Genomic DNA, 21,143 nt, shown 5'->3' with positions numbered 1-21,143 from the left:
CTTGAGTAGGCGGTCTAGCTTGAGTAGGCGCTGTTCTCGTGGACGTAGTCGTGCGTGAGGTCGTTGGTCCAGATGGTGGCCTCCGCATCGCCCGCCTGCAGGTCGATCTCCACGAGCACCTCACGCGGTTCCAGGTCCACGAGCTTGCGGTCCTGGCCGATGCCTCCGTTCTGGCAGATCTGGATGCCGTTCATGGAAACGTTGAGCTGGTCCGGCTCGAACGCAGCGTCGGTGGTGCCCACGGCGGAGAGCACGCGGCCCCAGTTGGGGTCCTTGCCGAAGATGGCTGCCTTGAAGAGGTTGGAGCGGGCCACGGCGCGGCTGACGGTTTCGGCGTCGCGCTCGGTGGCGGCGTTGAACGTCCGGATCGCGATGTCGTGGCTGGCGCCCTCGGCGTCGCCGATCAGCTTGCGGGCCAGTTCGGCGCAGACCTGGGTGAGGCCCTGGCCGAAGGTTTCGGCCGACGGGACGGCCGTGGAAGCGCCGGAGGCCATCAGCACCACGGTGTCGTTGGTGGACATGCAGCCGTCGGAGTCGGCACGGTCGAAGGTGACGCGCGTGGCGTCGCGGAGGACGAGGTCGAGCATTTCCGGCTGGACGTCGGCATCGGTGGTGAGCACCACCAGCATGGTGGCAAGCCCGGGCGCCAGCATGCCGGCACCCTTGGCGATCCCGCCAATGGTGAACTCATTTCCGCCGGCATCCGCCCCGGTGAAGACCGCCTGCTTGGACACCGAATCGGTGGTCATGATGGCCGTGGCGGCGTCGGGTCCGCCGTCGGTGCTAAGGGCGGCCGCAGCGGCGTCGATGCCCGGGACGATCTTGTCCATGGGCAGCTGCTCGCCGATCAGGCCGGTGGAACAGACAAAGACGTCGGTGGCGGACAGGCCCAGCGCCTCGGCCGTCTTCTCCGCCGTCGTGTGCGTGTTCTGGAAGCCCTGCGGGCCGGTGCAGGCGTTGGCACCGCCGGAGTTGAGGATCACCGCGTCGACGCGGCCGTCGGAGACCACCTGGCGCGACCAGTGCACCGGGGCCGCGGCCACCCGGTTGGAGGTGAAGACGGCGGCTGCTGCCTTGGACGGTCCGTCGTTGACCACGAGGGCGAGGTCCGGATTTCCTGAGGCCTTGAGGCCGGCCGTGACGCCGGCGGCGCGGAATCCCTTGGGGGCGGTAACGGTCACGGGGCAACTCCCTGCAGGTTGAGCCCGGCGGTCTCCGGCAGGCCAAGGGCAATGTTCATGGACTGCACCGCTCCACCGGCGGTGCCTTTGGTCAGATTGTCAATGGCGCACGTGACAATGACGCGGCCGACGTGCGCGTCGAACGCCAGCTGCATGGCAGCGTGGTTGGAGCCCTGCACGGACTTGGTGGTGGGCCACTGGCCTTCGGGCAGCAGGTGGACGAACGGCTCGTCGTCGTACGCCTCCGCCCAGGCACGGCGCAGTTCCTCGGCGCCGACGCCGGGCTTGACCCGTGCGGTGGCGGTGGTGAGGATGCCCCGGCTCATGGGGGCCAGTGTGGGCGTGAAGGAAACCGTGACCGGCTCGCCGGAGGCGTTGGACAGGCCCTGCTCGATCTCCGGCGTGTGCCGGTGGCCGCCGCCCACACCATAGGGGCTCATGGAGCCCATGACCTCGGCGCCGATGAGGTTCACCTTCGCTGCCTTGCCTGCGCCGGAGGTGCCAGAGGCGGCGACAATGACGACGTCGTTCCCCTCGAGCAGGCCGCCGGCGAAGCCGGGCGTGAGAGAGAGCAGGGCCGACGTCGGGTAGCAGCCCGGAACGGCGATCCGGTTGGCACCCTTGAGTTTCTCGCGCTGGCCCGGCAGCTCAGGCAGGCCGTACGGCCACGTTCCGGCGTGGTCCGAGCCGTAAAACTTTTCCCAGGCAGTGGCGGACTCCAGGCGGTGGTCCGCGCCGGCGTCGATCACCACCGTTCCCTCGGGGAGCTTGGCCGCGATCTCGGCGGACGCCCCGTGCGGAAGGGCCAGGAACACGACGTCGTGCCCGGAGAGGTTCTCCACGCTGGTGTCCTCGAGAATCCTGCTGGCCAAGCCATGGAGATGCGGCTGCAGTTCGCCTAGTCTTGAACCGGCGTTGCTGTGTGCCGTAATGGCTCCGATGGTGACGTCCGGATGGCCGGCCAGGAGGCGGAGGACTTCGCCGCCGGCGTAGCCGCTGGCCCCGGAAACGGCAACAGAAATAGTCATGAAAACGACTATACAGTAAGACTATGCATAGGTCCCGATATTTATGCAGACCTTCCCGCTGCCTTGATGAGTCGGAAAGCAGCTAAACGGCGATAGACCCTGACCTGACAGCGTATGCTGAGTGGAGGGTGATCCAGACCGTGCAGGCCGAGTGTCGGATGCAGCGTTGCCCGTAACAGTGGCGAGGCAGACATCTATGACCCCAACCATCACCTCGGAGCGCCCGAAATCGCGTGTTGTGAAGGCAAACCCGGTTGTTCAAAGCTATTCCGAACTCTTGAAGAGCGTCAAAGCCGCAGGCCTGCTTGAGCGTCGTGTCGGCTTTTACGTCACAGTCTTCTCCAGCCTTGTCCTCCTGATGACCGCTACCTGGTTCGGTTTCGCCCTGATCGGTGACAGTTGGTTCCAGCTCCTGATTGCCGCGGCCCTGGGCGTCCTTTGCACCCAGCTGAGCTTCCTGGCGCATGAGGCGGGCCATCGCCAGATCTTCGCCTCGCGCCGCGCCAACGACTGGGCGGCAAGACTGCTCGCCACCTCTGTGGCCGGGATGAGTTACTCCTGGTGGGAACAGAAGCACGGCGCCCACCACAATCATCCGAACGTGATCTCCAAGGATCCGGACATCATGGACAGCCCCATCGCTTTCCACGTGGAAGAATCTGCCTCCCGGCAGGGAAGGCTCTCCTCCTTCCTGACCCGAAAGCAGGGATGGTTGTTCTTCCCGCTTCTCCTGCTTGTGGGACTGGGCCTCCAGATCGACTCGGTCAAGTTCGTCTTCCGCCGCGCCAAGGTCACGCACCGCTGGGTTGAACTGCCCATCCTGGTCGTCCGGCTAAGCATTCTTCCCTTTCTGGCTTTCTCGTTCCTGCCGCTTGGAATGGCCTTTGCCTTCCTCTCCGTTCAACTCGCGGTCTTCGGCTTCTACATGGGCGCATCATTTGCCCCCAATCACAAAGGCATGCCCGTCCTGCCGACGAACAGTCGTGTTGACTTCCTCAGCCGCCAGGTCCTGACGTCCCGCAATATTTCCGGCGGGCGTTTCATGGATATCCTCCTGGGTGGCCTGAACCGCCAGGTGGAACATCACCTCTTCCCCGACATGGCCCGTCCCCAGCTGCACCGGGCAAGCGCGATTGTCCGGCAGTACTGTGACAAGCACGGGATTCCCTTCACCGAAACCACTCTGCTTCAGTCCTACGGAATAATCGTGCGTTACCTCAACGAGGTCGGGCTGGCAGCAGGGCGTCACTTTGAGTGCCCAATGGCCACTGTGACCCGCCGGTACTGACCCCCAGTTCTCCGGCTCCGCGTCACCTGACGTCGTATTCGGCTTCGCCGTGACAGTCATGGGTACCTAGGATGGGATTCACGACCCGGACACAGGAAGTCCCTGCCCGGAGAAGGAGTTCCCCCATGACGCACGCCATCGTCGCCCGGCAGCCGGGTGGACCGGAGGTTCTGGACTTTACGGAGATCGACCGCCCTGTCCCCGGCCCCGGCCAACTGCTGGTGAAGGTTGCGGCAACGGGCGTCAACTTCATCGAGACCTACCAGCGCAGCGGCACGTACAAGGTGAAATACCCCTTTACTCCGGGATCCGAAGCGGCCGGCGTCGTCGAGGAAATCGGCGAGGGCGTTGAGGACTACACCGTGGGAAGCCGGGTGGCCACGGCCGAGGGAACAGCGTGCTACGCCGGGTACACCCTGCTGGACGCCGTGAAGGCCCTGCCCGTGCCGGACGGAGTGGACGACCACACCGCCGCCGCGCTCCCCCTCCAGGGCATGACGGCGCATTACCTGATCAACTCCTCGTTCCGCGTTGAGCCCGGACACAACGTGCTGGTCCACGCCGGCGCCGGCGGGGTGGGCCTGCTGCTCATCCAGCTGCTGAAAGCCCGCGGCGCCCGCGTCATCACCACCGTCTCCACTGATGAGAAGGAATCTTTGGCCCGCGGTGCCGGCGCAGACGAGGTGCTGCGCTACGACGGCTTCGCCGACGCCGTCCGGGACCTGACTCACGGTGCAGGCGTGAACGTGGCGTACGACGGCGTCGGGAAGGACACGTTCGACGGTTCCCTGGCCAGCCTGCGCACCCGCGGTTCGCTGGTGCTCTTCGGCGCGGCGTCCGGCCCGGTTCCGCCGGTGGATCCGCAGCGGCTTAATGCCGGCGGCTCGCTGACCCTGACGCGCCCGTCGCTCGCGCACTTCCTCGGCAACCCCCAGGAACGGCTGTGGCGCTCCACGGAAATCTTCAACGCAGCGGCCGACGGCAGCCTCAAGGTCCGCATCGGTGCCACGTACCCGCTGGCTGAGGCCGGCCGGGCGCACGAGGACCTGGAAGGCCGGCGCACCACCGGCAAGGTTCTGCTGGTCCCGTAACAACGCCCGTATTACCGGCCCGCAGCAGGGCGGGCCGGTAACAAAGCAGCCCCGGATGAACGGAGGGGAAACAGTGTCATCTTCCGTTCACCTTTGTGGGGGAGAATCCAGCCGTGATTGAGCCCCTCCGCAAAACCCTGGACACGACCGCTCCCCCTGCCGCCGGCGGACCGGCGGCGGCAGAGGTGCACGCGGCGCAACTGCAGGGTGCTGCCGCTGCCCCGCCGGAGCGGACGCTGGTGGACATCCTGGCTGAGACGGCCGCCCGGTATCCCGACGCTTCCGCGCTCGACGACGGCCGCCGGTCGCTGAGCTACGCGCAGCTCCTGGCCGAGGTAAAGTCCGAGGGCCTGCGCCTGCACCACGCCGGCCTGGGGGCGGGAGACAAAATCGGGGTGCGGATTCCTTCCGGCACCAACGAGCTCTACATCGCGATCCTCGCCGTGCTGCTGATCGGCGCCGCCTACGTCCCCGTGGACGCGGATGACCCGGACGAACGGGCCAAACTGGTGTTCGGTCAGGCCCGCGTGGCCGGCATCCTGCGGGCCAACGGCGAGATCGTCACGGACCACAAGCGTCCGCGCCCCTTCCCGGCTCCGCGCCCGGCCGCCCCCGACGACGACGCCTGGGTCATCTTCACGTCCGGCTCCACAGGGACACCCAAGGGCGTTGCGGTGCAGCACCGCTCGTCGGCCGCGTTCGTGGACGCGGAAGCCCGCATCTTCCTGCAGGACGAACCGGTAGGGCCTCAGGACCGCGTGCTCGCGGGACTGTCGGTGGCGTTCGATGCCTCCTGTGAGGAGATGTGGCTGGCCTGGCGCCATGGCGCCTGCCTGGTCCCTGCCCCGCGCGCGATGGTCCGCACCGGGATGGACCTGGGACCGTGGCTGATCAATCACGGCATCACGGTGGTCTCCACGGTTCCCACTCTTGCGGCGCTGTGGCCGGCAGAGGCCTTGGAGAACGTCCGGCTGCTGATCTTCGGCGGCGAGGCCTGCCCGCAGGAGCTGGCCGAACGCCTGGCCGTGGACGGCCGCGAGGTCTGGAACACCTACGGCCCCACCGAGGCAACGGTCGTAGCCTGCGCCGCTCTCCTGGGCGGAACCTTGCCGGTCAGGATCGGGCTCCCCCTGGACGGCTGGGACCTGGCGGTGGTGGACTCCGACGGCGTCCCGGTGGCCGAGGGCGAGGTGGGCGAGCTCATCATCGGCGGCGTGGGGCTGGCCCGCTACCTCGACCCGCAGAAGGATGCGGAGAAATATGCCCCCATGCCCTCGCTGGGATGGGTACGCGCATACCGCTCCGGCGACCTGGTCCGCTTCGAGCGCGCCGGCCTCATCTTCATGGGACGCGCCGACGAACAGGTCAAGCTTGGCGGCCGCCGGATCGAACTCGGTGAGATCGACGCTGCCCTGCAGTCCCTCCCGGGTGTTGCGGGCGCCGCCGCGGCAGTACGCACGACGGCCGCCGGCAACCACGTCCTCGTGGGTTACCTGGCGCCCGCCGCGCCTATCACTGCGCCGGACCATACTGAATTGGACCTGGCCAAGTTCCGTGACCTGCTCTCCGCCACGCTGCCGGCTCCGCTCATCCCCATGCTGACCATAGTCGACACACTGCCCACCAAGACCAGCGGGAAAGTCGACCGGCATGCGCTGCCATGGCCACTGCCGGGTGCCAGTGCCGCGGCTGCCGATGCCGCGCCCCTGAACCTGCCAGAGGATGCCCAGTGGGTCGTTGACCAGTGGCAGGCCGTCCTGGGCAGCAGCGTGGCCGGCCTCGACGCGGATTTCTTCGCCCACGGCGGAGGTTCGCTGGCCGCAGCGCAGCTCGTCTCCGCGCTCCGGGTCCGCTACCCCACCATCACCGTGGCCGACATCTACGCCACCCCGCGCATCGGTGCGCTGATCGAGACGGCCCGCCAGTCCATGCCCGACGGCGTCTCCGCCGGCCCTGCCCCGGAACGGCCGGTCCGCCCCACGGCCCTGAAGTCACAGGTCTTCCAGACCCTGATGGGCATCCCACTGCACATTCTGGCGGGCATGCGCTGGCTGACCTATCTGATGGCCGCCAACAACATCCTGTTCGCGATTGCCGGGTTCACGGCCGCGCCCACCGTCTCATGGTGGTGGGTGGCCGCCTCCTGGCTGCTCTTCGTCAGCCCGGCGGGGCGGATGGCCCTCTCTGTTGCCGCCGCCCGCCTCCTGCTTCGCAACGTGCAGCCCGGGACCTACCCGCGGGCCGGCAAAGTGCACCTGCGTCTCTGGCTTGCCGAACAGATCCAGGACCTGGCCGGCGCCGTGAGCCTTGCCAGTGCGCCGTGGGTGCCGTACTACGCACGGGCCCTCGGCGCCAGGATCGGGAGCGACGTCCATCTGCACTCCCTACCCCCGGTGACCGGCTTGCTTACCCTCGGCCGCGGCTGCAACATCGAGCCTGAGGTGGACTTGTCGGGGTGGTGGATCGACGGCGACATCGTCCGCATCGGCCATATCCACGTCGGCGCGGGCGCCACGGTGGGAGCCCGCAGCACCCTGATGCCCGGGGCCAGCATCGGCGCCGGCGGCCAGGTGGAACCGGGTTCCGCGGTGCTGGGCAAGGTCAAGGCCGGCCAGGTGGTGGCAGGCTCCCCGGCAGAACGGCGTGGCAAGGCGAAGCAGGACTGGCCCGCGGCGCAGCCGGTCAGTTCCCTCCTGGGGCGCCTCTGGTTCACGGCCTTCGCCGCCGCGTCCGCCGTCCTCGCCCTGATTCCCTACGCTTCAGCCGGAGCCGCCGCCCTGTTGGTCTACCTGTTCATCAGGGGCAGCGAGTCCCTGCTTGCTGCGTGGCCCCAGGTGCTGGCATCGCTTCCACTCGCGGCTGTGACCTGGTTCCTCACCAATATGCTGCTCATCCTTATCACCACCAGGCTGCTGGGAATTGGCCTGCAGGAGGGCTACTACCGCGTCCGAAGCCGTGTCGGCTGGCAGGTGTGGGCCACCGAGCGGGTGCTGGACATGGCACGGGACCTGCTGTTCCCGATTTACGCCAGCCTGTTCACGCCGGTCTGGCTGAGGCTGCTGGGGGCGAAGGTCGGAAAGAACGTTGAGGCCTCCACTGTCCTGCTGCTGCCACGCATGACCACCGTGGGCGAGGGTGCCTTCCTCGCGGACGACACCATGGTGGCCTCCTATGAGCTCGGCGGAGGATGGATGCGGATTGCTCCGGCGAAAATCGGAAAGCGCTCCTTCCTTGGCAATTCCGGCATGACCGCGGCCGGACGCAGCGTGCCAAAGAACTCCCTGGTGGCTGTCCTCTCGGCGACGCCGGGCAAGGCCAAGTCAGGCACGTCCTGGCTGGGCAGCCCTCCGGTCAGGCTGCGGCGCACGGCGGTGGCGTCCGACAGCACGCGCACCTTCCAGCCGCCGGCCCGGCTCAAGGTGGCCAGGACCCTCTGGGAACTGTGCCGGTTCGTGCCGGTGACCCTGACCGTGGGTCTGGCCCTTGGCGTGCTGCTCGTCTTTGACTGGCTTGCCACCACCCTTGGCTACGGTGCGGCGGCAGCACTCGGCGGCGTGGTCCTCCTGTTCGCGGGCGGGGTGGCGGCAGGCTGCTCCGTGGCGGCCAAGTGGCTGCTCGTGGGCAGGATCAAGACCGGTGAGCACCCGTTGTGGAGCTCCTTCATCTGGCGCAACGAGGTGGTGGACACCTTCATCGAGATGGTGAGTGCCCCGTGGTTTGCCCGGTCCGCCAGCGGCACCCCGGCCCTCGTCTGGTGGCTGCGTGCCCTCGGCGCCAGGATCGGCCGCGGCACGTGGTGTGAAAGTTACTGGCTTCCTGAGGCGGACCTTGTGACGCTCGGTGCCGGCTCCACGGTCAACCGGGGCTGTGTTGTCCAGACCCACCTCTTCCACGACCGAATCATGAGCATCGACACTGTTAGTCTCGAAGACGGGGCGACGATGGGCCCGCACGGCGTGATTCTGCCGCAGGCGAGGATCGGCAAGGGCGGGACCGTTGGTCCGGCCTCCCTGGTGATGCGGGGTGAGACCGTTCCGGCCGGGACGTACTGGATGGGCAATCCGGTCAGCCCCTGGGCCGGCCCCGCCGTACCCGCACCGCGCCTGAAATAACAGCTAAGGAAGTCACACGCAGAATGAGCTCCGGAGAATCGCCCGGCCCGGCCGCCGTCCTCTCTGCCGGCGCCGCGGCCACCGGCGACCCCTACGTCCCGGGCCAGGGAACGGACGCCTACCGCGTCCTGCACTACGAACTGGAGCTGGACTACAAGCTCGCCAGCAACCGACTGACCGGCCGGGCAGTCCTGGCTGCTGTGGCAGCCCGCCGCACATCCGCCGTCGTACTCGATATGACGGGCCTCCGCGCCCTGAAGATCCAGCTGAACGGGGTTCGCGTGCGGAAGTTCACGCAGCGGGCGGAACAGCTGGTGGTGCACTGCGAACAGCCCCTTGACGCGGGCACCGAATTCAGCCTCGAGATCCGCTATGACGGCAACCCGCGGCCCCGGAGGGGGCTGTGGGGCGAGGTGGGCTGGGAGGAGCTCACCGACGGCGTCCTCGTCGCCGGCCAGCCCAACGGGGCGCCGTCGTGGTTCCCCTGCAACGACCACCCGCGGGACAAGGCCAGCTACCGCATCACCGTCACCACTGACGCTGGCTACCGGGCCGTCTGCAATGGACTCCTGGTGGGGCAAACGGTGAGGTCAAGCCGCCAGACGTGGGTGTACGAGCAGCGTGAACCGATGGCGACGTACCTGGCGACCATCCAGATCGGCCGGTACGGGCTGGTGAGCCTGCCGGACTCGGCCGGCGTGCCCCAGTTCGTTGCGGCGCCGGCGCGGCTGGTTGCCCGGGCGGAGACAGCGCTGGCCCGGCAGGAAGCCATGATGAGCACCTTCGTGAGCCGCTTCGGCCCCTATCCTTTCCCCGAATACACGGTGGTGGTCACCGCCGATGAGCTGGAAATCCCGCTCGAGGCCACCTCGCTGTCCATCCTCGGCGCCAACCATCTGGATACCGGGTGGGATTCACAGCGCCTGATCGCCCATGAACTGGCCCACCAGTGGTTCGGCAACTCGCTGACGCTCGGCACGTGGAGCGACATCTGGCTGCACGAGGGTTTCGCCTGCTACGCGGAGTGGATCTGGTCCGAGGAAGCCGGCGTCATGTCCGCCCATGAGCGGGCGCTGGCCGCCTGGCGGCGGCTCATCGCCGGCGCCCAGGACCTTCTGGTGGGCGATCCCGGACCCGAGCTGATGTTCGACGACAGGGTCTACAAGCGCGGAGCACTGGCTCTGCACGCCCTGCGCCGCGGCTGCGGCGACCTCGCGTTCTTCGCGCTGCTGCGGGAGTGGACCCGAACGCATGCGCACAGTTCCGTCTCGACGCCCGAGTTCATCCTCACTGCCGACCGCGTCACGGGGCTGGACTCGGAATCGCTGCTGCATCCCTGGCTGTACGAAGAGGCCCTGCCGCCGTTGCCGTAAGTTGCTTCTGGCATCAGGATCTTACCGTTCCCCGCCCAGACCGGGAATCGAGTACTACAGTGTATGTATGGCAACCAGCCGCCATCCGCTCGACGACCTGCGCGAAACCATCGGCCATCTGGCCGATCAGCTCAAGCTGCCCGGTTCGGAGCGCGTCGACGACCTGGTCGGCGATCTCCTCGGTGCGAGGCCCGGGCCGGCCCGGCCGCTGTCCGAGGTGCAGGCCGAGCTCGACGCGCTGGTCGGACTGGAGACCGTGAAGGAACAGGTGCGGGCCCTCGTCGCACTGCTCCAGGTCCAGGCCCGCCGTAAGGCGCACGGCTTGCCGGAGGTGGCCACATCACAGCATCTGGTGTTCCTCGGAAACCCGGGCACGGGCAAGACCACCGTGGCGAGGCTCCTGGCCGAGATGTACCGCGCGGTCGGTCTGCTGCAGAAAGGCCACCTGGTCGAGGTCGACCGTTCGGGTCTGGTGGGGCAGTACGTCGGCGCGACCGCCATCAAGACGGACCGGGTGATCCGGCGTGCGCTGGACGGCGTCCTGTTCATCGACGAGGCGTACGCGCTGGCCCCGGAGGACGGCCGGACGGACTTCGGCCCCGAGGCGATCGAGGTCCTGCTCAAGCGGATGGAAGACCACCGCCACCGCCTGGTTGTGATCGTGGCCGGATACCCGCGGCTGATGGAGTCCTTCTTGCTCTCGAACCCCGGACTGCGCTCCCGGTTCGCCCGCGAGATCACGTTCCCCGACTACTCCGTCGACGCACTCCAGACGATCTTCCACCAGATGCTGGCCCAGCACGAGTACACGCTGGAGCCGGGTGCGGACCAGATGCTGCGCCGCATACTCACGGGGCTCCACGCGGGCGAGGACTCCGGCAACGCACGGTTCGCCCGCACGCTGTTCGAGCAGGCGCTCAACCGCCAGGCGCTGCGGCTGTCGCTCGACGAGGAACAAAGCCTCGATGCGCTCGATCGTGAGGCCGTCATGACGCTCACCGCGGACGACATCGTCGCGGCCGCGCTGGCCTTGGGCGAGGAGCCGGAACCGGAACCGGAACCGACGCCGGAACCGGAGCAGCCACGCTGGTGGCGCTGGCTGGTCTAACCGGATCTGGGGCGTCCCGGATCTGAGGCGTCGCAAACAGCGCCACCGCGGCTTCGCGCTGCTCCTCAGACGACGAACTGCCCTTAAACATGAAACTGCTCCCCGTAAGTTAGAACCGAATTTTCAGTCCAACTTTCGAGGAGCAGTTCAAAAGGCGTGGTCTTTCTTTTATGTGCAGCTAGCGCTGGACGGCACCAAACCGCTCGGCTGCCGCGAAGACGGCGCGCTCCCGCGCCTCCGACGCCTCGTCAGCGGTGAGGGTCCTGTCGGTGGCGCGGAACCGCAGCCCGAAGGCGAGGGACTTCTTGCCGTCCTCGATCCCCTTGCCTGCGTAGACGTCGAACAGGGCGACGTCCTCAAGCAGCTCACCGGCGCCTTCACGCAGCGCTGCCAGCACGTCGTCGGCGGGGACGTCCTGCGGCACCACGAGTGCCACGTCCTGCGTGGCCACCGGGAAGGTGGAGATGTGGCGGGCCACCACGACGTCGGCCGCTGCCTCAAACAGGGCATCCGCGTTCAGTTCCATTGCGACGGCCCGCGCCGGCATATCGTGCGCGGCCAGAAGCTTGGGGTGCAGCTCACCGGCGTATCCCACCACCTCGCCGGAGCGCAGCGACAGCTGCGCGGCGCGGCCCGGGTGGAAGGCCTGGTGCCGGCCCTGCGTGACCACAAGCTCCACACCAAGGACGTCACCGGCCAGGCGGGCGATGTCCAGGGCATCGGCCCAGTCCCACAGCCGCGGGGCGTGGCCGGCCGCAGCAGGCGAATCGTGGCCGGTCAGGACGGCGGCGACGTGCAGCGGCTGGTCCGGGACGCCGTCGTACAGCGCGTCCAGCACCTCATCGGCGGGCTTGACGCCCAGCGGAGGGATGGACGGCGTGCCCAGCGTGTCACCGGGCAGGAACACCATGCCGGCTTCGAAGACGGCCAGGTCGCGGAAGCCGCGGGAGTGGTTGCGCTTGGCGACCTCCAGCAGGCCCGGCAGCACCGATGTGCGCAGGTAACCCTGCTCCTCGCTGATCGGGTTGGCAAGCTTGACCGCGGTCCGGGGTGCACCCTCCTCGGCCACGCCAAAAGTCTCATTGGCGGCCTTCGACACGAAGGGGTAGGCCAGGACCTCGGTGAGACCGGCGTCCGCCAGGGCCTGGAGCAAGCGGCGGCGCTGCTGCTGCACGCGGGTCAGGCCACGGCCGGGAGGCGCCACCGGCAGGGTCGCGGGGATCTGGTCGTAGCCCACCAGGCGGGCCACCTCCTCGGAGAGGTCCTCCTTGGTTTCCAGGTCGTTCCGCCAGCTCGGCGCGGTGACGGTCCAGCCGGCGTCGGACTTTTCGAGAACGGCACCCAGGTCCTCCAGGGACGTGACGATCTGCTCTTCGGTGAAGTCGATGCCAATCCGGGCTGCGGGATATTCCCCTGGCAGCGCGATGGTCACCGGATCCGGCGCGGTTCCGACGTCCGTGCCCGCCTCTTCCGCGGTCCCGCCGGCCAGTTCCACCAGAAGGTCGACGGCGCGCTGCGCCGCGATGTTGGCGACCTGCCAGTCAACGCCGCGTTCAAAGCGCTTGGAGGCTTCGGACGGGAGCTTGTGGCGCCGGCGCGAGCGGGCAATGGAAACTTCCTCGAAGTGGGCAGCCTCGATCAGGACAGCCGTGGTGGCGTCGGTGACCTCGGTGGACGCACCGCCCATGACGCCGGCGACGCCGATGGGGCCGGAAGCGTCGGTGATCAGCAGGTCCTCGGCGTCAAGCGCACGTTCTTTGCCGTCGAGCGTGGTCAGCTTCTCCCCTGCCACTGCACGCCGCACCACGATGTCGCCGGACAGCTTGTCCTGGTCGTAGAAGTGAAGCGGCTGGCCGAGCTCAAGCATCACGTAGTTCGAGATGTCCACCGGCAGCGAGATGGACCGGATGCCGGCCAGGCGCAGTCGGGAAGACATCCACGGCGGCGTGGGCCTGGTGGCGTCCACACCGCGGACGGTGCGCGCCACGAACCGGTCGCAGCCGGGCTTGCCGTAGATGGGCGCATCGTCGTTAATCTTGACGCCATAGCCGCCGGAGAGGACAGCCGGCGCGTTGACCTTCGACGCGGGATCGGTGAACACCGTGCCGGTGGCGTGGGCGTATTCGCGCGCCGCGCCGCGGATTGAGAACGCGTAGCCGCGGTCCGGCGTCACGTTGATTTCCGCGGCCTGGTCGTAGAGACCCAGCAGCTCCATGGCGTCGGTCCCGATCTCGGGGTCCAGTCCGATCCGGGAAAGCACCAGGATGCCGTCGTGGTCCTCGCCGATGCCCAGTTCACGGACGGACGCGATCATGCCCGCGGACATGTGGCCGTAGGTCTTCCGTGCCGAGATGTGGAAGTCGCCGGGCAGGACGGCGCCCGGCAGGGTGACCACCACCTTGTCGCCTTCGACGAAGTTGTGGGCGCCGCAGACGATGCCCTGCACGCCGGACGGATCAATGCCCTTGCCGGTCAGCGTCTGCTCCTGTCCCTCGGGCACGACGCGGACCTGGCACCAGTTGATGGTCTTGCCGTTGGACTGCGGTTCCTTGACCAGGCTCAGGACCTGGCCCACCACGACGGGTCCGCGCAGGGCGTCCGTGGGGCGGTGGACCGCTTCCTCTTCAAAGCCGACCTTGACCAGCTCTGCCATGACGTCTTCGGCCGTGGCTCCGGCCGGTACCTGCGCGAACTCACGCAGCCAGGAAAGTGGGATACGCACTGTTAGATCTCCATCCCGAAGTGCTCGCTGAAACGTACATCGCCCTCGATCATGTCGCGCATGTCGCCGACCTCGTTGCGGAACATGAGCGTCCGCTCGATGCCCATGCCGAAGGCAAAGCCTGAATAGACGTCCGGATCGATACCGGCAGCCCGCAGGACGTTGGGGTTGACCATGCCGCAGCCGCCCCATTCGATCCAGCGGGGCCCGCCCTTGGCGCCGGGGTGGAAGATGTCCAGCTCGGCAGAGGGCTCGGTGAACGGGAAGTAGTTGGGGCGCAGCCGGATTTGTGCTTCGTCGCCGAACATCTGGCGCGCGAAGTGCTCCAGGGTTCCGCGGAGGTCAGCCATGCTGAGCTTCTTGTCGATGGCCAGGCCCTCGAACTGGTGGAACACCGGGGTGTGGGTGGCGTCGAGCTCATCGGTGCGGAACACCTTGCCGGGGCACAGCACGTAGATGGGCAGCTCCCGCTCCAGCATGGACCGGACCTGCACCGGCGAGGTGTGCGTGCGCATCAGCAGGTGCGCTTCCGGCGGCTCCACGAAGAACGTGTCTTGCATTTCGCGGGCCGGGTGGTCCGGTTTGAAGTTCAATGCGTCGAAGTTGAACCACTCGGATTCCACCTCGGGGCCTTCGGCGATTTCCCAGCCCATGCCCACGAAGATGTCCGCAACGCGGTCCTGCAGCGTGGACAGCGGATGGCGGGCTCCGGCCCGGCGGCGGCGCGGGGCTGCGGTGACATCCACTGTCTCTTCGACGAGGATGCGGGCGTCGTTCTCCGCTTCGAGCTCGGCGGTACGGTCCGCGAGCGCCTTGTTAACACGTCCGCGCGATGAACCCATCAGCTTGCCGGCGGCAGCTTTCTGGTCCTTGGGCAGGCTTCCGATCCCACGGTTGGCGAGGCTGAGCGGCGACTTCTCGCCGGTGTGGGCCAGGCGGACTGCCTTGAGTTCATCGAGCGTGGACGCGCCGGCAATGGCGGCGACGGCCTGGTCCACGGCGGCGTTGATGGCGGTTTCATCCAGAGGGTTCGGGACGGCGGCGCCCGGCAAAGTTTCAGTCATCTACTGTTCTTAGCTACGAGTCGGGTGATGCCAGCGGCCGGTGCAGCCGCGCGGTTTCCCCGGCAGCGCATCCGTCGCTGGCACGTCATTGCAGTAAGTCATCCAAGGACGTCATCCAAAGACGGCATCCAAAGACTAGGGCAGGCTCACCGGCGGATGGCCGGCGGGCACTGTTCCCAGTCTAATTGACGGCGCCGGGCTAATTGACAGCGGCCGGCTGCCGCGTCCCCGGGGCTATCGTCGGCGGGATCCGTCCGCCTATCATCGGCAGGCGCCCGGCCAGGCTCCCTTCGCCTGTCACGCATCGCCGCCCGCGGCTAACATGGCCTCATGATTCAAGGCCCCATGCCCCCGGGCCCGCTGACACGAGGACAGCGCCTGAGGCAGCTCGCCAATGTGCTGAACGCCTCCACGCCGCTGGGGCTGGTGCTTGCCGGGCTGGCCCGCACCCGGACGTTCCGGGGTCCCCGCGGCCTGATTGTCGCCACCGGTTATCGCTGGCGGCTGCCGGTGGCTGGCGCCTTCACGGTGGGCAACGTGGTCATCTTCCGCGCGGATCCGGACGCCGCCTTGACGAGCCGCCTGCTCCTGGGCCACGAGGAGCAGCACAGCACGCAATACGCCTGGTGCCTCGGGCTGCCCTTCCTGCTGTTCTATTTCGCGGCCGCGGCCTGGTCGGCCGTGCGGTACGGCGATCCGGCGTCGGGAAATCCCTTCGAGCGGCACGCCGGCCTGGAGGCCGGCGGCTACGTGGACCGGAGGCAAAGGCATGACCGGAAGCACAGGCATGACCGGAAGCACAGGCATGCGTGAACCCGCGGGCCGGGCGGAAGCCCGGACTGTCACAGTCACCGGAATCGGCACCGCGGAGGCCGCGCCGGACCTGCTGACGCTCTCCATGGGCGTGGAATGCCGGCGCGACAGCGCAGGTGATGCCTATGCCGCCGCCGGCGAGGCCTCCTCAGCCGTGACGGCTTCGCTGCGCAGCGGGGGCGTGGAGAACCGGGACATCAGGACGTCGGGGCTCAACGTCCGGGCCGACGTCGTATGGCAGGAGGGCCGGGGCCAGCAGGTCACCGGGTACGTGGCATCCTGCATGCTCAGCGTCCGGCTGCGGGACCTCGCCGCCGGCTCGGGGGTCATGGCTGCTGCCGTGGAGGCCGGCGGGAACGACGTCCGCCTGGACGGCGTGCAGCTCGGTTTTGCCGATGCCGCAGCCGTGATGGCGCTGGCCCGCGAGGCGGCCTGGGCCGACGCGCGGGCAGCAGCATCACAGCTAGCCGCGCTTGCGGGCGCCGAGCTAGGTGAAGTGGCCTCCGTGCGACAGCAACCGGTACCGTCGGCGCCCATCCCAGTGGGCGGGATGCAGCGGGCCTTCGCCGCCGATGCCTTGACCGTGGAACCCGGTGAATCCGGCGTCAGCACCAGCATCACGGTTGAGTGGGAGCTGCGCTCCCGGACAGGGACACCGCCGGTGCGCTAGTGAAGACTGCCGGCTGCGCTAGTGAAGAGTGCCGGCCGCGAGCGCGACGTCGGCTGGCTGGGTTGCGCCGGATGGCTGGGACGGCTTGTTGACCGAGGTCCGGACGACGGCGGCAATCGCCGCCGCCATTGCGGCGACAGGCAGTGACGGGGCGGGCAGTGAGGGGGCAGGCAGTGACGCGACAGTGCTCCCCTGCTCTACCTGGTCAGGTGCGAACGGAACGTGGACGAACCCGCCCCGGACGCCCGGCCGGGGCGCGAGCTCCTGCATGAGCGTATAGAAAGTGTGGGTACAGACGTATGTTCCCGCCGTCTGTGAGACCTCGGCGGGAACACCTGCACTTTCCACGGCAAGAAGGGCTGCCTTGATCGGCAGAGTAGTGAAGTAGGCCGCCGGCCCGCCGGGCACCACCTCCCGGTCGGTCCACGGGCTGGTTCCCTGCATTGTCCGGAATGGGCGCGTCATCGCAGTTGATGGCAACCCGTTCCAGTGACACGCCCCCGCGGCCTCCGGCCTGCCCGATGCACACCACCAGTTCCGGCTCCAGGTCGCCGAGGGCATTCCGCAGCACACTCCCGGCCGCGCCGAACACGCAGGGCAGTTCCACAGCCTCCACGGCGAAGCCTTCGGCCCGGAGCAGATCCCGCGCGGACAGGGCGGCCGCCCATGATGGATTCATCGGCTGGCCACCAAAAGGTTCAAAGCCTGTGAGCAGGATTATGGACCCAGCGTAGTCGCCGGTCCGTGGGAAACGCCCGACGGCGGGCCTTGACTTAAGTTCGAACATACCTTCGAATAGAGGGCATGAGATGGGACGCGCAGGCACTCAAACCGGCACAGGAGGAGATGCCCGGGGCTGCACCGCTGCTGCCCTTGGCCGGCCTGGTGCGGTCTGTGTCCACGCCCGAGTTCGCCGGCGTCACCTTTCACGAGGTCACCGCCAAATCGGTGCTCAACAAGGTGCCCGCCGGCTCACGGATGCCGTTCGAGTGGACCGTGAACCCTTACCGGGGCTGCAGCCACGCGTGCGTCTACTGCTTCGCCCGCAAGAGCCACACCTACCTGGACTTCGACGCCGGGCTTGATTTCGACAGCCAGGTGGTGGTCAAGATCAACGCAGCCGAAGTGCTGCAGAAGGAGCTGGCCAAGCCCTCCTGGAACCGGCAGCACGTGGCACTGGGCACCAACACCGACCCCTATCAGCGGGCGGAGGGCCGGTACCGGCTGATGCCCGGCATCATCGGCGCGCTGGCCGATTCCGGTACTCCGTTGTCCATCCTGACCAAGGGGACTTTGCTGGCGCGTGACATCCCGCTCCTGAAGCATGCCGCGGCGCAGGTGCCTGTGGGCATCGGGATCTCGCTCGCCATGACGGACGAGCAACTCTCCGAGGCCATCGAACCCGGCACACCCGGGCCCAGGGCCCGGCTCAAACTCGTATCCCGGCTCCGGGAAGCCGGGCTGCCCTGCGGGGTGATGGCCATGCCCATCCTCCCGTGGCTCTCGGACAGCGACGACGCACTGGACTCCCTGTTCGCCTCACTGGCAGCCGCGGGTGCCACCGGCGTCACGGCCGGTGCACTCTATCTGAAGCCCGGCACCCGGGAATGGTTCATGCAGTGGATCGCCGCCCGGCATCCGGAACTGGCGGGCCGCTACCGCAGGCTGTACGGCACAGGCTCGTACGCCTCCAAGGAATACCGCACCTGGCTTGCCGGCAGGATCCGCTTCTTCAAAGCCCGGCACGGCTTCACCGGCTCGCACGGGTTCAGCCACCGGGACGTCGAGGATTCCCCCGTCGACGATCCCCGCGGCGAGGAAGCTGCCTACCCCGAGGGAAGCATTCCGCAGGATCGCTCAGGGCAGGCTAGGTCGGCGCAGCACGGGTCCGGGCAGCACGCGTCAGGGCAGCATGGGTCCCAAAGCGCAGCCCGGACGTCCCAGCCCACGCTGTTCTGAGCCTGCCGCCGCGCCGCCAACCAAAAGCGCATCCAACAAATAAGCGAATCCAACAAATAAGCGAATCCAACAAATAAGTAAAGGGCAGGACGGTCACCGTCCTGCCCTCCGCGGGTTTCACTGCGAACCGTCCGCAGTACGCCCGTCAGACTTAGCCGGTCAGCCTTAGCTGGCCGGAATCACCAGGCCCTTGAACTCCGTCTGGACGAAGTCCTTCATCTCCTGCGACGTCAGGATCTTGTAGAGCTTCTGCACCCGGGCGTCGTCCTTCTTGTCCGCATTCACGGCGAGGACGTTGTAGTAGGCGCTGTCCTTGCCCTCGACCAGGATCTGCTTGTCAGTGCTCAGGCCGGCTGGCAGGGCGAACGCCAGGGTGACAATGGCGGCATCCTTGTCGTTCAATGCCTGCGGGAGGCTGGCGTTCTCGATCTCGGTGAACTTCAGGTTCTTTGGGTTGGCGGTCACGTCCTTGAGCGTGATGGGGTTTTCCGTCACCTCGATGAGCCCCTTGGACGCGAGCAGTTTCAGGGCGCGGGCCTCGTTGGTGGGGTCATTGGGGATGGCCACCGACGCGCCCTCGGCCAGCGCGTCCAGGCTCTTCACCTCGTTGGAGTACAGGGCCATCGGCGGCAGGTAAACCTTTCCGACGCTGACCAGGTTCTTGCCGGCGGCCTTGTTGTACGTCTCCATGAACGTGGTGTTCTGGAAGAGGTTGGCATCAATGTCGCCGTCGCTCACGGCAGGGTTCGGCGTGTTGTAGTCGCTGAACTCTTTGTATTCGACCGTGAGGCCCTCCTTGGGCGCGAGCTCCCGCTTGACGTGCTTGAGCATGTCGCCGGCGGGTACCGCGAGGGCACCCACCTTGATGGTCTCCGATGCGCTGGAGGAGCTTGGGCTGCCACAGGCAGAGAGGGCCAGGACGGCGGCGGCTCCGGCAGCAGCGGCCTTGAGGATGGTGGATCGAATCATGCTGAACTCTTTCAGGATGGAGCGGATGGGGATGTAACTGCATGGGGATGAGAACCGCTGTCAGCGGTGGGACAGCCTGCGGGCGGCAAAGTTGCCCAGCGACTGGAACAGCTGGACCAGGAGGATCAGCAGGATGACGACGGCGAACATGTACTCGGGGCTGTAGCGCTGGTAGCCGTAGCGGAAAGCCACATCGCCAAGCCCGCCGCCGCCAACCGCACCCACCATTGCGGAGTACCCGATGAGGCCCACAACGGTGGTGGACAGCCCCAGGGCCAGTGCGGGAACCGCCTCGGCAACCAGGACCTTGGTGAGAATCGTCCAACGCGTGGCGCCGAGCGACTGGGCTGCTTCAACGAGGCCCCTGGGCACTTCGCGGATGCCTATTTCCACGAGCCTTGCGAAGAACGGAATGCCGGCGATCGACAGCGGTACGATTGCCGCCGTCGGGCCGATAAAGGAGCCGACCAGCAGGCGGGTGAAGGGAATCAGAAGGATCATCAGAATGATGAACGGGATGGACCGGCCGATGTTCACCACGACGTCCAGCACCCGGTTCAATGCGACCCCCAGGGCGCGGCTGCCGAATGGCCTGGCCAGCAGCCCGTGAGCCTCGGTGGTAACCAGCAGCACGCCGGCCGCCAGCCCGAAGAGAACGGTGAGGAGCAGGCTCACGCCCACCGTGTAAAAGGTCTCCCCGGCGCCCCTGAGGATGGTGTCCAGCAGGTCCGCCCAGAAGTACGGATCGTTGCGGTCGATCACTTGATTACCTCCACATAAAGTCCTTGGGACCGCAGGTCGGCGACGGCGCCGGACACGGTCCTTTCATCGCCGGGCAGTTCCAGGCGGGTCCGCCCTGTCTGGCGGCCGTGGATGGTCTCCACGGCAGCACCCAGGATTCCCACGTCGATGCCGTGCTGGCGTGCCAGCTGGGCTATGACCGGCCGGTCAGTGGCGACTCCGGTGAAGGTGATCTCTACTACCGCGTTGGAGGTAGGCGGGATGTCGCCCAGGGGGAAGAGTGCCTGGCCAAGCAGGGACTTCTCCGTGGTCAGCAGTTTCTCGACGGAGCCCTGCTCCAGGATCCGCCCCTGGCTCATGACAGCGGCCGAGTCGCAGATGCGCTTGACCACGTCCATCTCGTGCGTGATGAGAAGTACGGTCAGGCTCAGATCCTTGCTCAGCTGCCGGATCAGGTCGAGGATCTGGCGTGTGGTGTCCGGGTCCAGCGCCGAGGTGGCTTCATCACTGAGGAGCACGGACGGGTTGGACGCCAGCGCGCGGGCGATGCCGACGCGCTGCTTCTGCCCGCCCGACAGCTGGGCGGGATACGCGTCCGCCTTGCCGTGCAGATCCACGAGTTCAAGGATTTCCAGCGCGCGCGTCCGCCGCTGGGCCCGGCCCGCACCGGTAATTTCGAGCGAAAGCTCGACGTTGGCCCGCACGGTGCGGCCGCTAAGGAGGTTGAAGTGCTGGAAGATCATGCCGATGTCGTGGCGGGCCTGCCGCAGCTCCCGGCCGGCCAGTTTTGTCATGTCCCGGCCGCCGACGTGAACGGTTCCGGAATCCGGCTGTTCGAGGGAGTTGATGGTGCGGATCAGGGTGCTCTTACCCGCGCCGCTCTGCCCCACGACGCCAAAGATTTCGCCCTTTTCCACAGACATTGTCACGTCGTCGAGGGCGCGGACCTGTGCGGCCCCGGAGCCATAGCTCTTGACGACACGGCTCACGGATATCATGCGGTTCCTTCAGTGCTGGGCGTGGA

Annotated in this window: 16 protein-coding genes and 1 pseudogene; 8 read left to right on the top strand and 9 right to left on the bottom strand. The window is 67.4% G+C overall.

Going from position 1 to position 21,143, the window contains the following annotated elements:
- Nucleotides 1-14: 14 nt before the first annotated feature.
- Both argJ and argC read right to left on the bottom strand, forming a co-directional pair.
- Nucleotides 15-1,181, bottom strand: coding sequence for a bifunctional glutamate N-acetyltransferase/amino-acid acetyltransferase ArgJ (argJ, locus tag G9E11_RS10970; RefSeq protein WP_190605511.1), 1,167 nt, complete (start codon nucleotides 1,179-1,181; stop codon nucleotides 15-17).
- Nucleotides 1,178-2,209 (bottom strand): N-acetyl-gamma-glutamyl-phosphate reductase, encoded by a 1,032-nt coding sequence (gene argC / locus G9E11_RS10965; protein ID WP_190605509.1) that lies wholly within the window; start codon nucleotides 2,207-2,209, stop codon nucleotides 1,178-1,180. The genes argJ and argC overlap by 4 nt, the downstream gene beginning before the upstream one ends.
- A 196-nt stretch (nucleotides 2,210-2,405) precedes the next feature.
- Between argC and G9E11_RS10960 the strand changes: the two genes are divergently transcribed.
- The 5 genes from G9E11_RS10960 to G9E11_RS10940 all read left to right on the top strand — a co-directional run bounded on the left by G9E11_RS10960 (nucleotide 2,406) and on the right by G9E11_RS10940 (nucleotide 11,181).
- The gene (locus tag G9E11_RS10960; RefSeq protein ID WP_190605507.1) at nucleotides 2,406-3,497 is read left to right on the top strand and encodes a fatty acid desaturase family protein; all 1,092 of its coding nucleotides are present in this window, start codon (nucleotides 2,406-2,408) and stop codon (nucleotides 3,495-3,497) included.
- Between the two features lie 125 nt (nucleotides 3,498-3,622).
- On the top strand, nucleotides 3,623-4,588 hold the full coding sequence (locus G9E11_RS10955; RefSeq protein ID WP_190605505.1) for a quinone oxidoreductase family protein: 966 nt from the start codon (nucleotides 3,623-3,625) through the stop codon (nucleotides 4,586-4,588).
- Between the two features lie 137 nt (nucleotides 4,589-4,725).
- Nucleotides 4,726-8,700, top strand: coding sequence for a Pls/PosA family non-ribosomal peptide synthetase (locus G9E11_RS10950; protein ID WP_190606019.1), 3,975 nt, complete (start codon nucleotides 4,726-4,728; stop codon nucleotides 8,698-8,700).
- Between the two features lie 23 nt (nucleotides 8,701-8,723).
- Entirely contained in the window at nucleotides 8,724-10,073 is a 1,350-nt protein-coding gene (locus G9E11_RS10945) for a M1 family metallopeptidase (protein WP_190605503.1), read from the top strand.
- Nucleotides 10,074-10,140: 67 nt separating this feature from the next.
- Entirely contained in the window at nucleotides 10,141-11,181 is a 1,041-nt protein-coding gene (locus G9E11_RS10940) for an AAA family ATPase (protein ID WP_190605501.1), read from the top strand.
- A gap of 178 nt (nucleotides 11,182-11,359) precedes the next feature.
- Here the strand turns inward: G9E11_RS10940 and pheT are convergent, their stop codons facing one another.
- Nucleotides 11,360-13,903 (bottom strand): phenylalanine--tRNA ligase subunit beta, encoded by a 2,544-nt coding sequence (gene pheT / locus G9E11_RS10935; protein ID WP_190605499.1) that lies wholly within the window; start codon nucleotides 13,901-13,903, stop codon nucleotides 11,360-11,362.
- Between the two features lie 2 nt (nucleotides 13,904-13,905).
- Complete coding sequence (gene pheS / locus G9E11_RS10930) at nucleotides 13,906-14,967, bottom strand: phenylalanine--tRNA ligase subunit alpha (RefSeq protein WP_190605497.1); 1,062 nt, start codon at nucleotides 14,965-14,967, stop codon at nucleotides 13,906-13,908.
- Between the two features lie 330 nt (nucleotides 14,968-15,297).
- Here pheS and G9E11_RS10925 point away from each other — a divergent pair, with 330 nt between their 5' ends.
- Entirely contained in the window at nucleotides 15,298-15,780 is a 483-nt protein-coding gene (locus tag G9E11_RS10925) for a hypothetical protein (RefSeq protein ID WP_246468851.1), read from the top strand.
- On the top strand, nucleotides 15,773-16,450 hold the full coding sequence (locus G9E11_RS10920; RefSeq protein ID WP_190606015.1) for an SIMPL domain-containing protein: 678 nt from the start codon (nucleotides 15,773-15,775) through the stop codon (nucleotides 16,448-16,450). The genes G9E11_RS10925 and G9E11_RS10920 overlap by 8 nt, the downstream gene beginning before the upstream one ends.
- An 18-nt stretch (nucleotides 16,451-16,468) precedes the next feature.
- On the opposite strand, the gene G9E11_RS21490 is transcribed toward G9E11_RS10920, so the two are convergent.
- Both G9E11_RS21490 and G9E11_RS21485 read right to left on the bottom strand, forming a co-directional pair.
- Complete coding sequence (locus tag G9E11_RS21490) at nucleotides 16,469-16,894, bottom strand: pyroglutamyl-peptidase I (RefSeq protein ID WP_311764346.1); 426 nt, start codon at nucleotides 16,892-16,894, stop codon at nucleotides 16,469-16,471.
- A gap of 43 nt (nucleotides 16,895-16,937) precedes the next feature.
- Nucleotides 16,938-17,129: pseudogene (locus G9E11_RS21485) on the bottom strand (pyroglutamyl-peptidase I family protein); the annotation flags it as partial.
- Between the two features lie 125 nt (nucleotides 17,130-17,254).
- On the opposite strand from G9E11_RS21485, the gene G9E11_RS10910 reads away from it, so the two are divergent.
- A complete protein-coding gene (locus G9E11_RS10910; protein ID WP_190605495.1) occupies nucleotides 17,255-18,409 on the top strand; it encodes an Rv2578c family radical SAM protein in 1,155 nt (384 codons plus the stop codon).
- Between the two features lie 165 nt (nucleotides 18,410-18,574).
- On the opposite strand, the gene G9E11_RS10905 is transcribed toward G9E11_RS10910, so the two are convergent.
- The 3 genes from G9E11_RS10905 to G9E11_RS10895 are packed head-to-tail and all read right to left on the bottom strand — an operon-like array spanning nucleotide 18,575 to nucleotide 21,117.
- The gene (locus G9E11_RS10905) at nucleotides 18,575-19,378 is read right to left on the bottom strand and encodes a MetQ/NlpA family ABC transporter substrate-binding protein (protein ID WP_190605493.1); all 804 of its coding nucleotides are present in this window, start codon (nucleotides 19,376-19,378) and stop codon (nucleotides 18,575-18,577) included.
- Between the two features lie 60 nt (nucleotides 19,379-19,438).
- Complete coding sequence (locus G9E11_RS10900; RefSeq protein WP_190605491.1) at nucleotides 19,439-20,140, bottom strand: methionine ABC transporter permease; 702 nt, start codon at nucleotides 20,138-20,140, stop codon at nucleotides 19,439-19,441.
- A complete protein-coding gene (locus G9E11_RS10895; protein ID WP_190605489.1) occupies nucleotides 20,137-21,117 on the bottom strand; it encodes a methionine ABC transporter ATP-binding protein in 981 nt (326 codons plus the stop codon). The genes G9E11_RS10900 and G9E11_RS10895 overlap by 4 nt, the downstream gene beginning before the upstream one ends.
- Nucleotides 21,118-21,143: the final 26 nt, after the last annotated feature.

The organism is Arthrobacter ipis, assembly GCF_014694315.1.
Classification (GTDB): Bacteria; Actinomycetota; Actinomycetes; order Actinomycetales; family Micrococcaceae; genus Arthrobacter; species Arthrobacter ipis.
The sequence above is the reverse complement of the archived record's forward strand: the minus strand, read 5'-3'. Positions and strand labels throughout refer to the sequence as shown.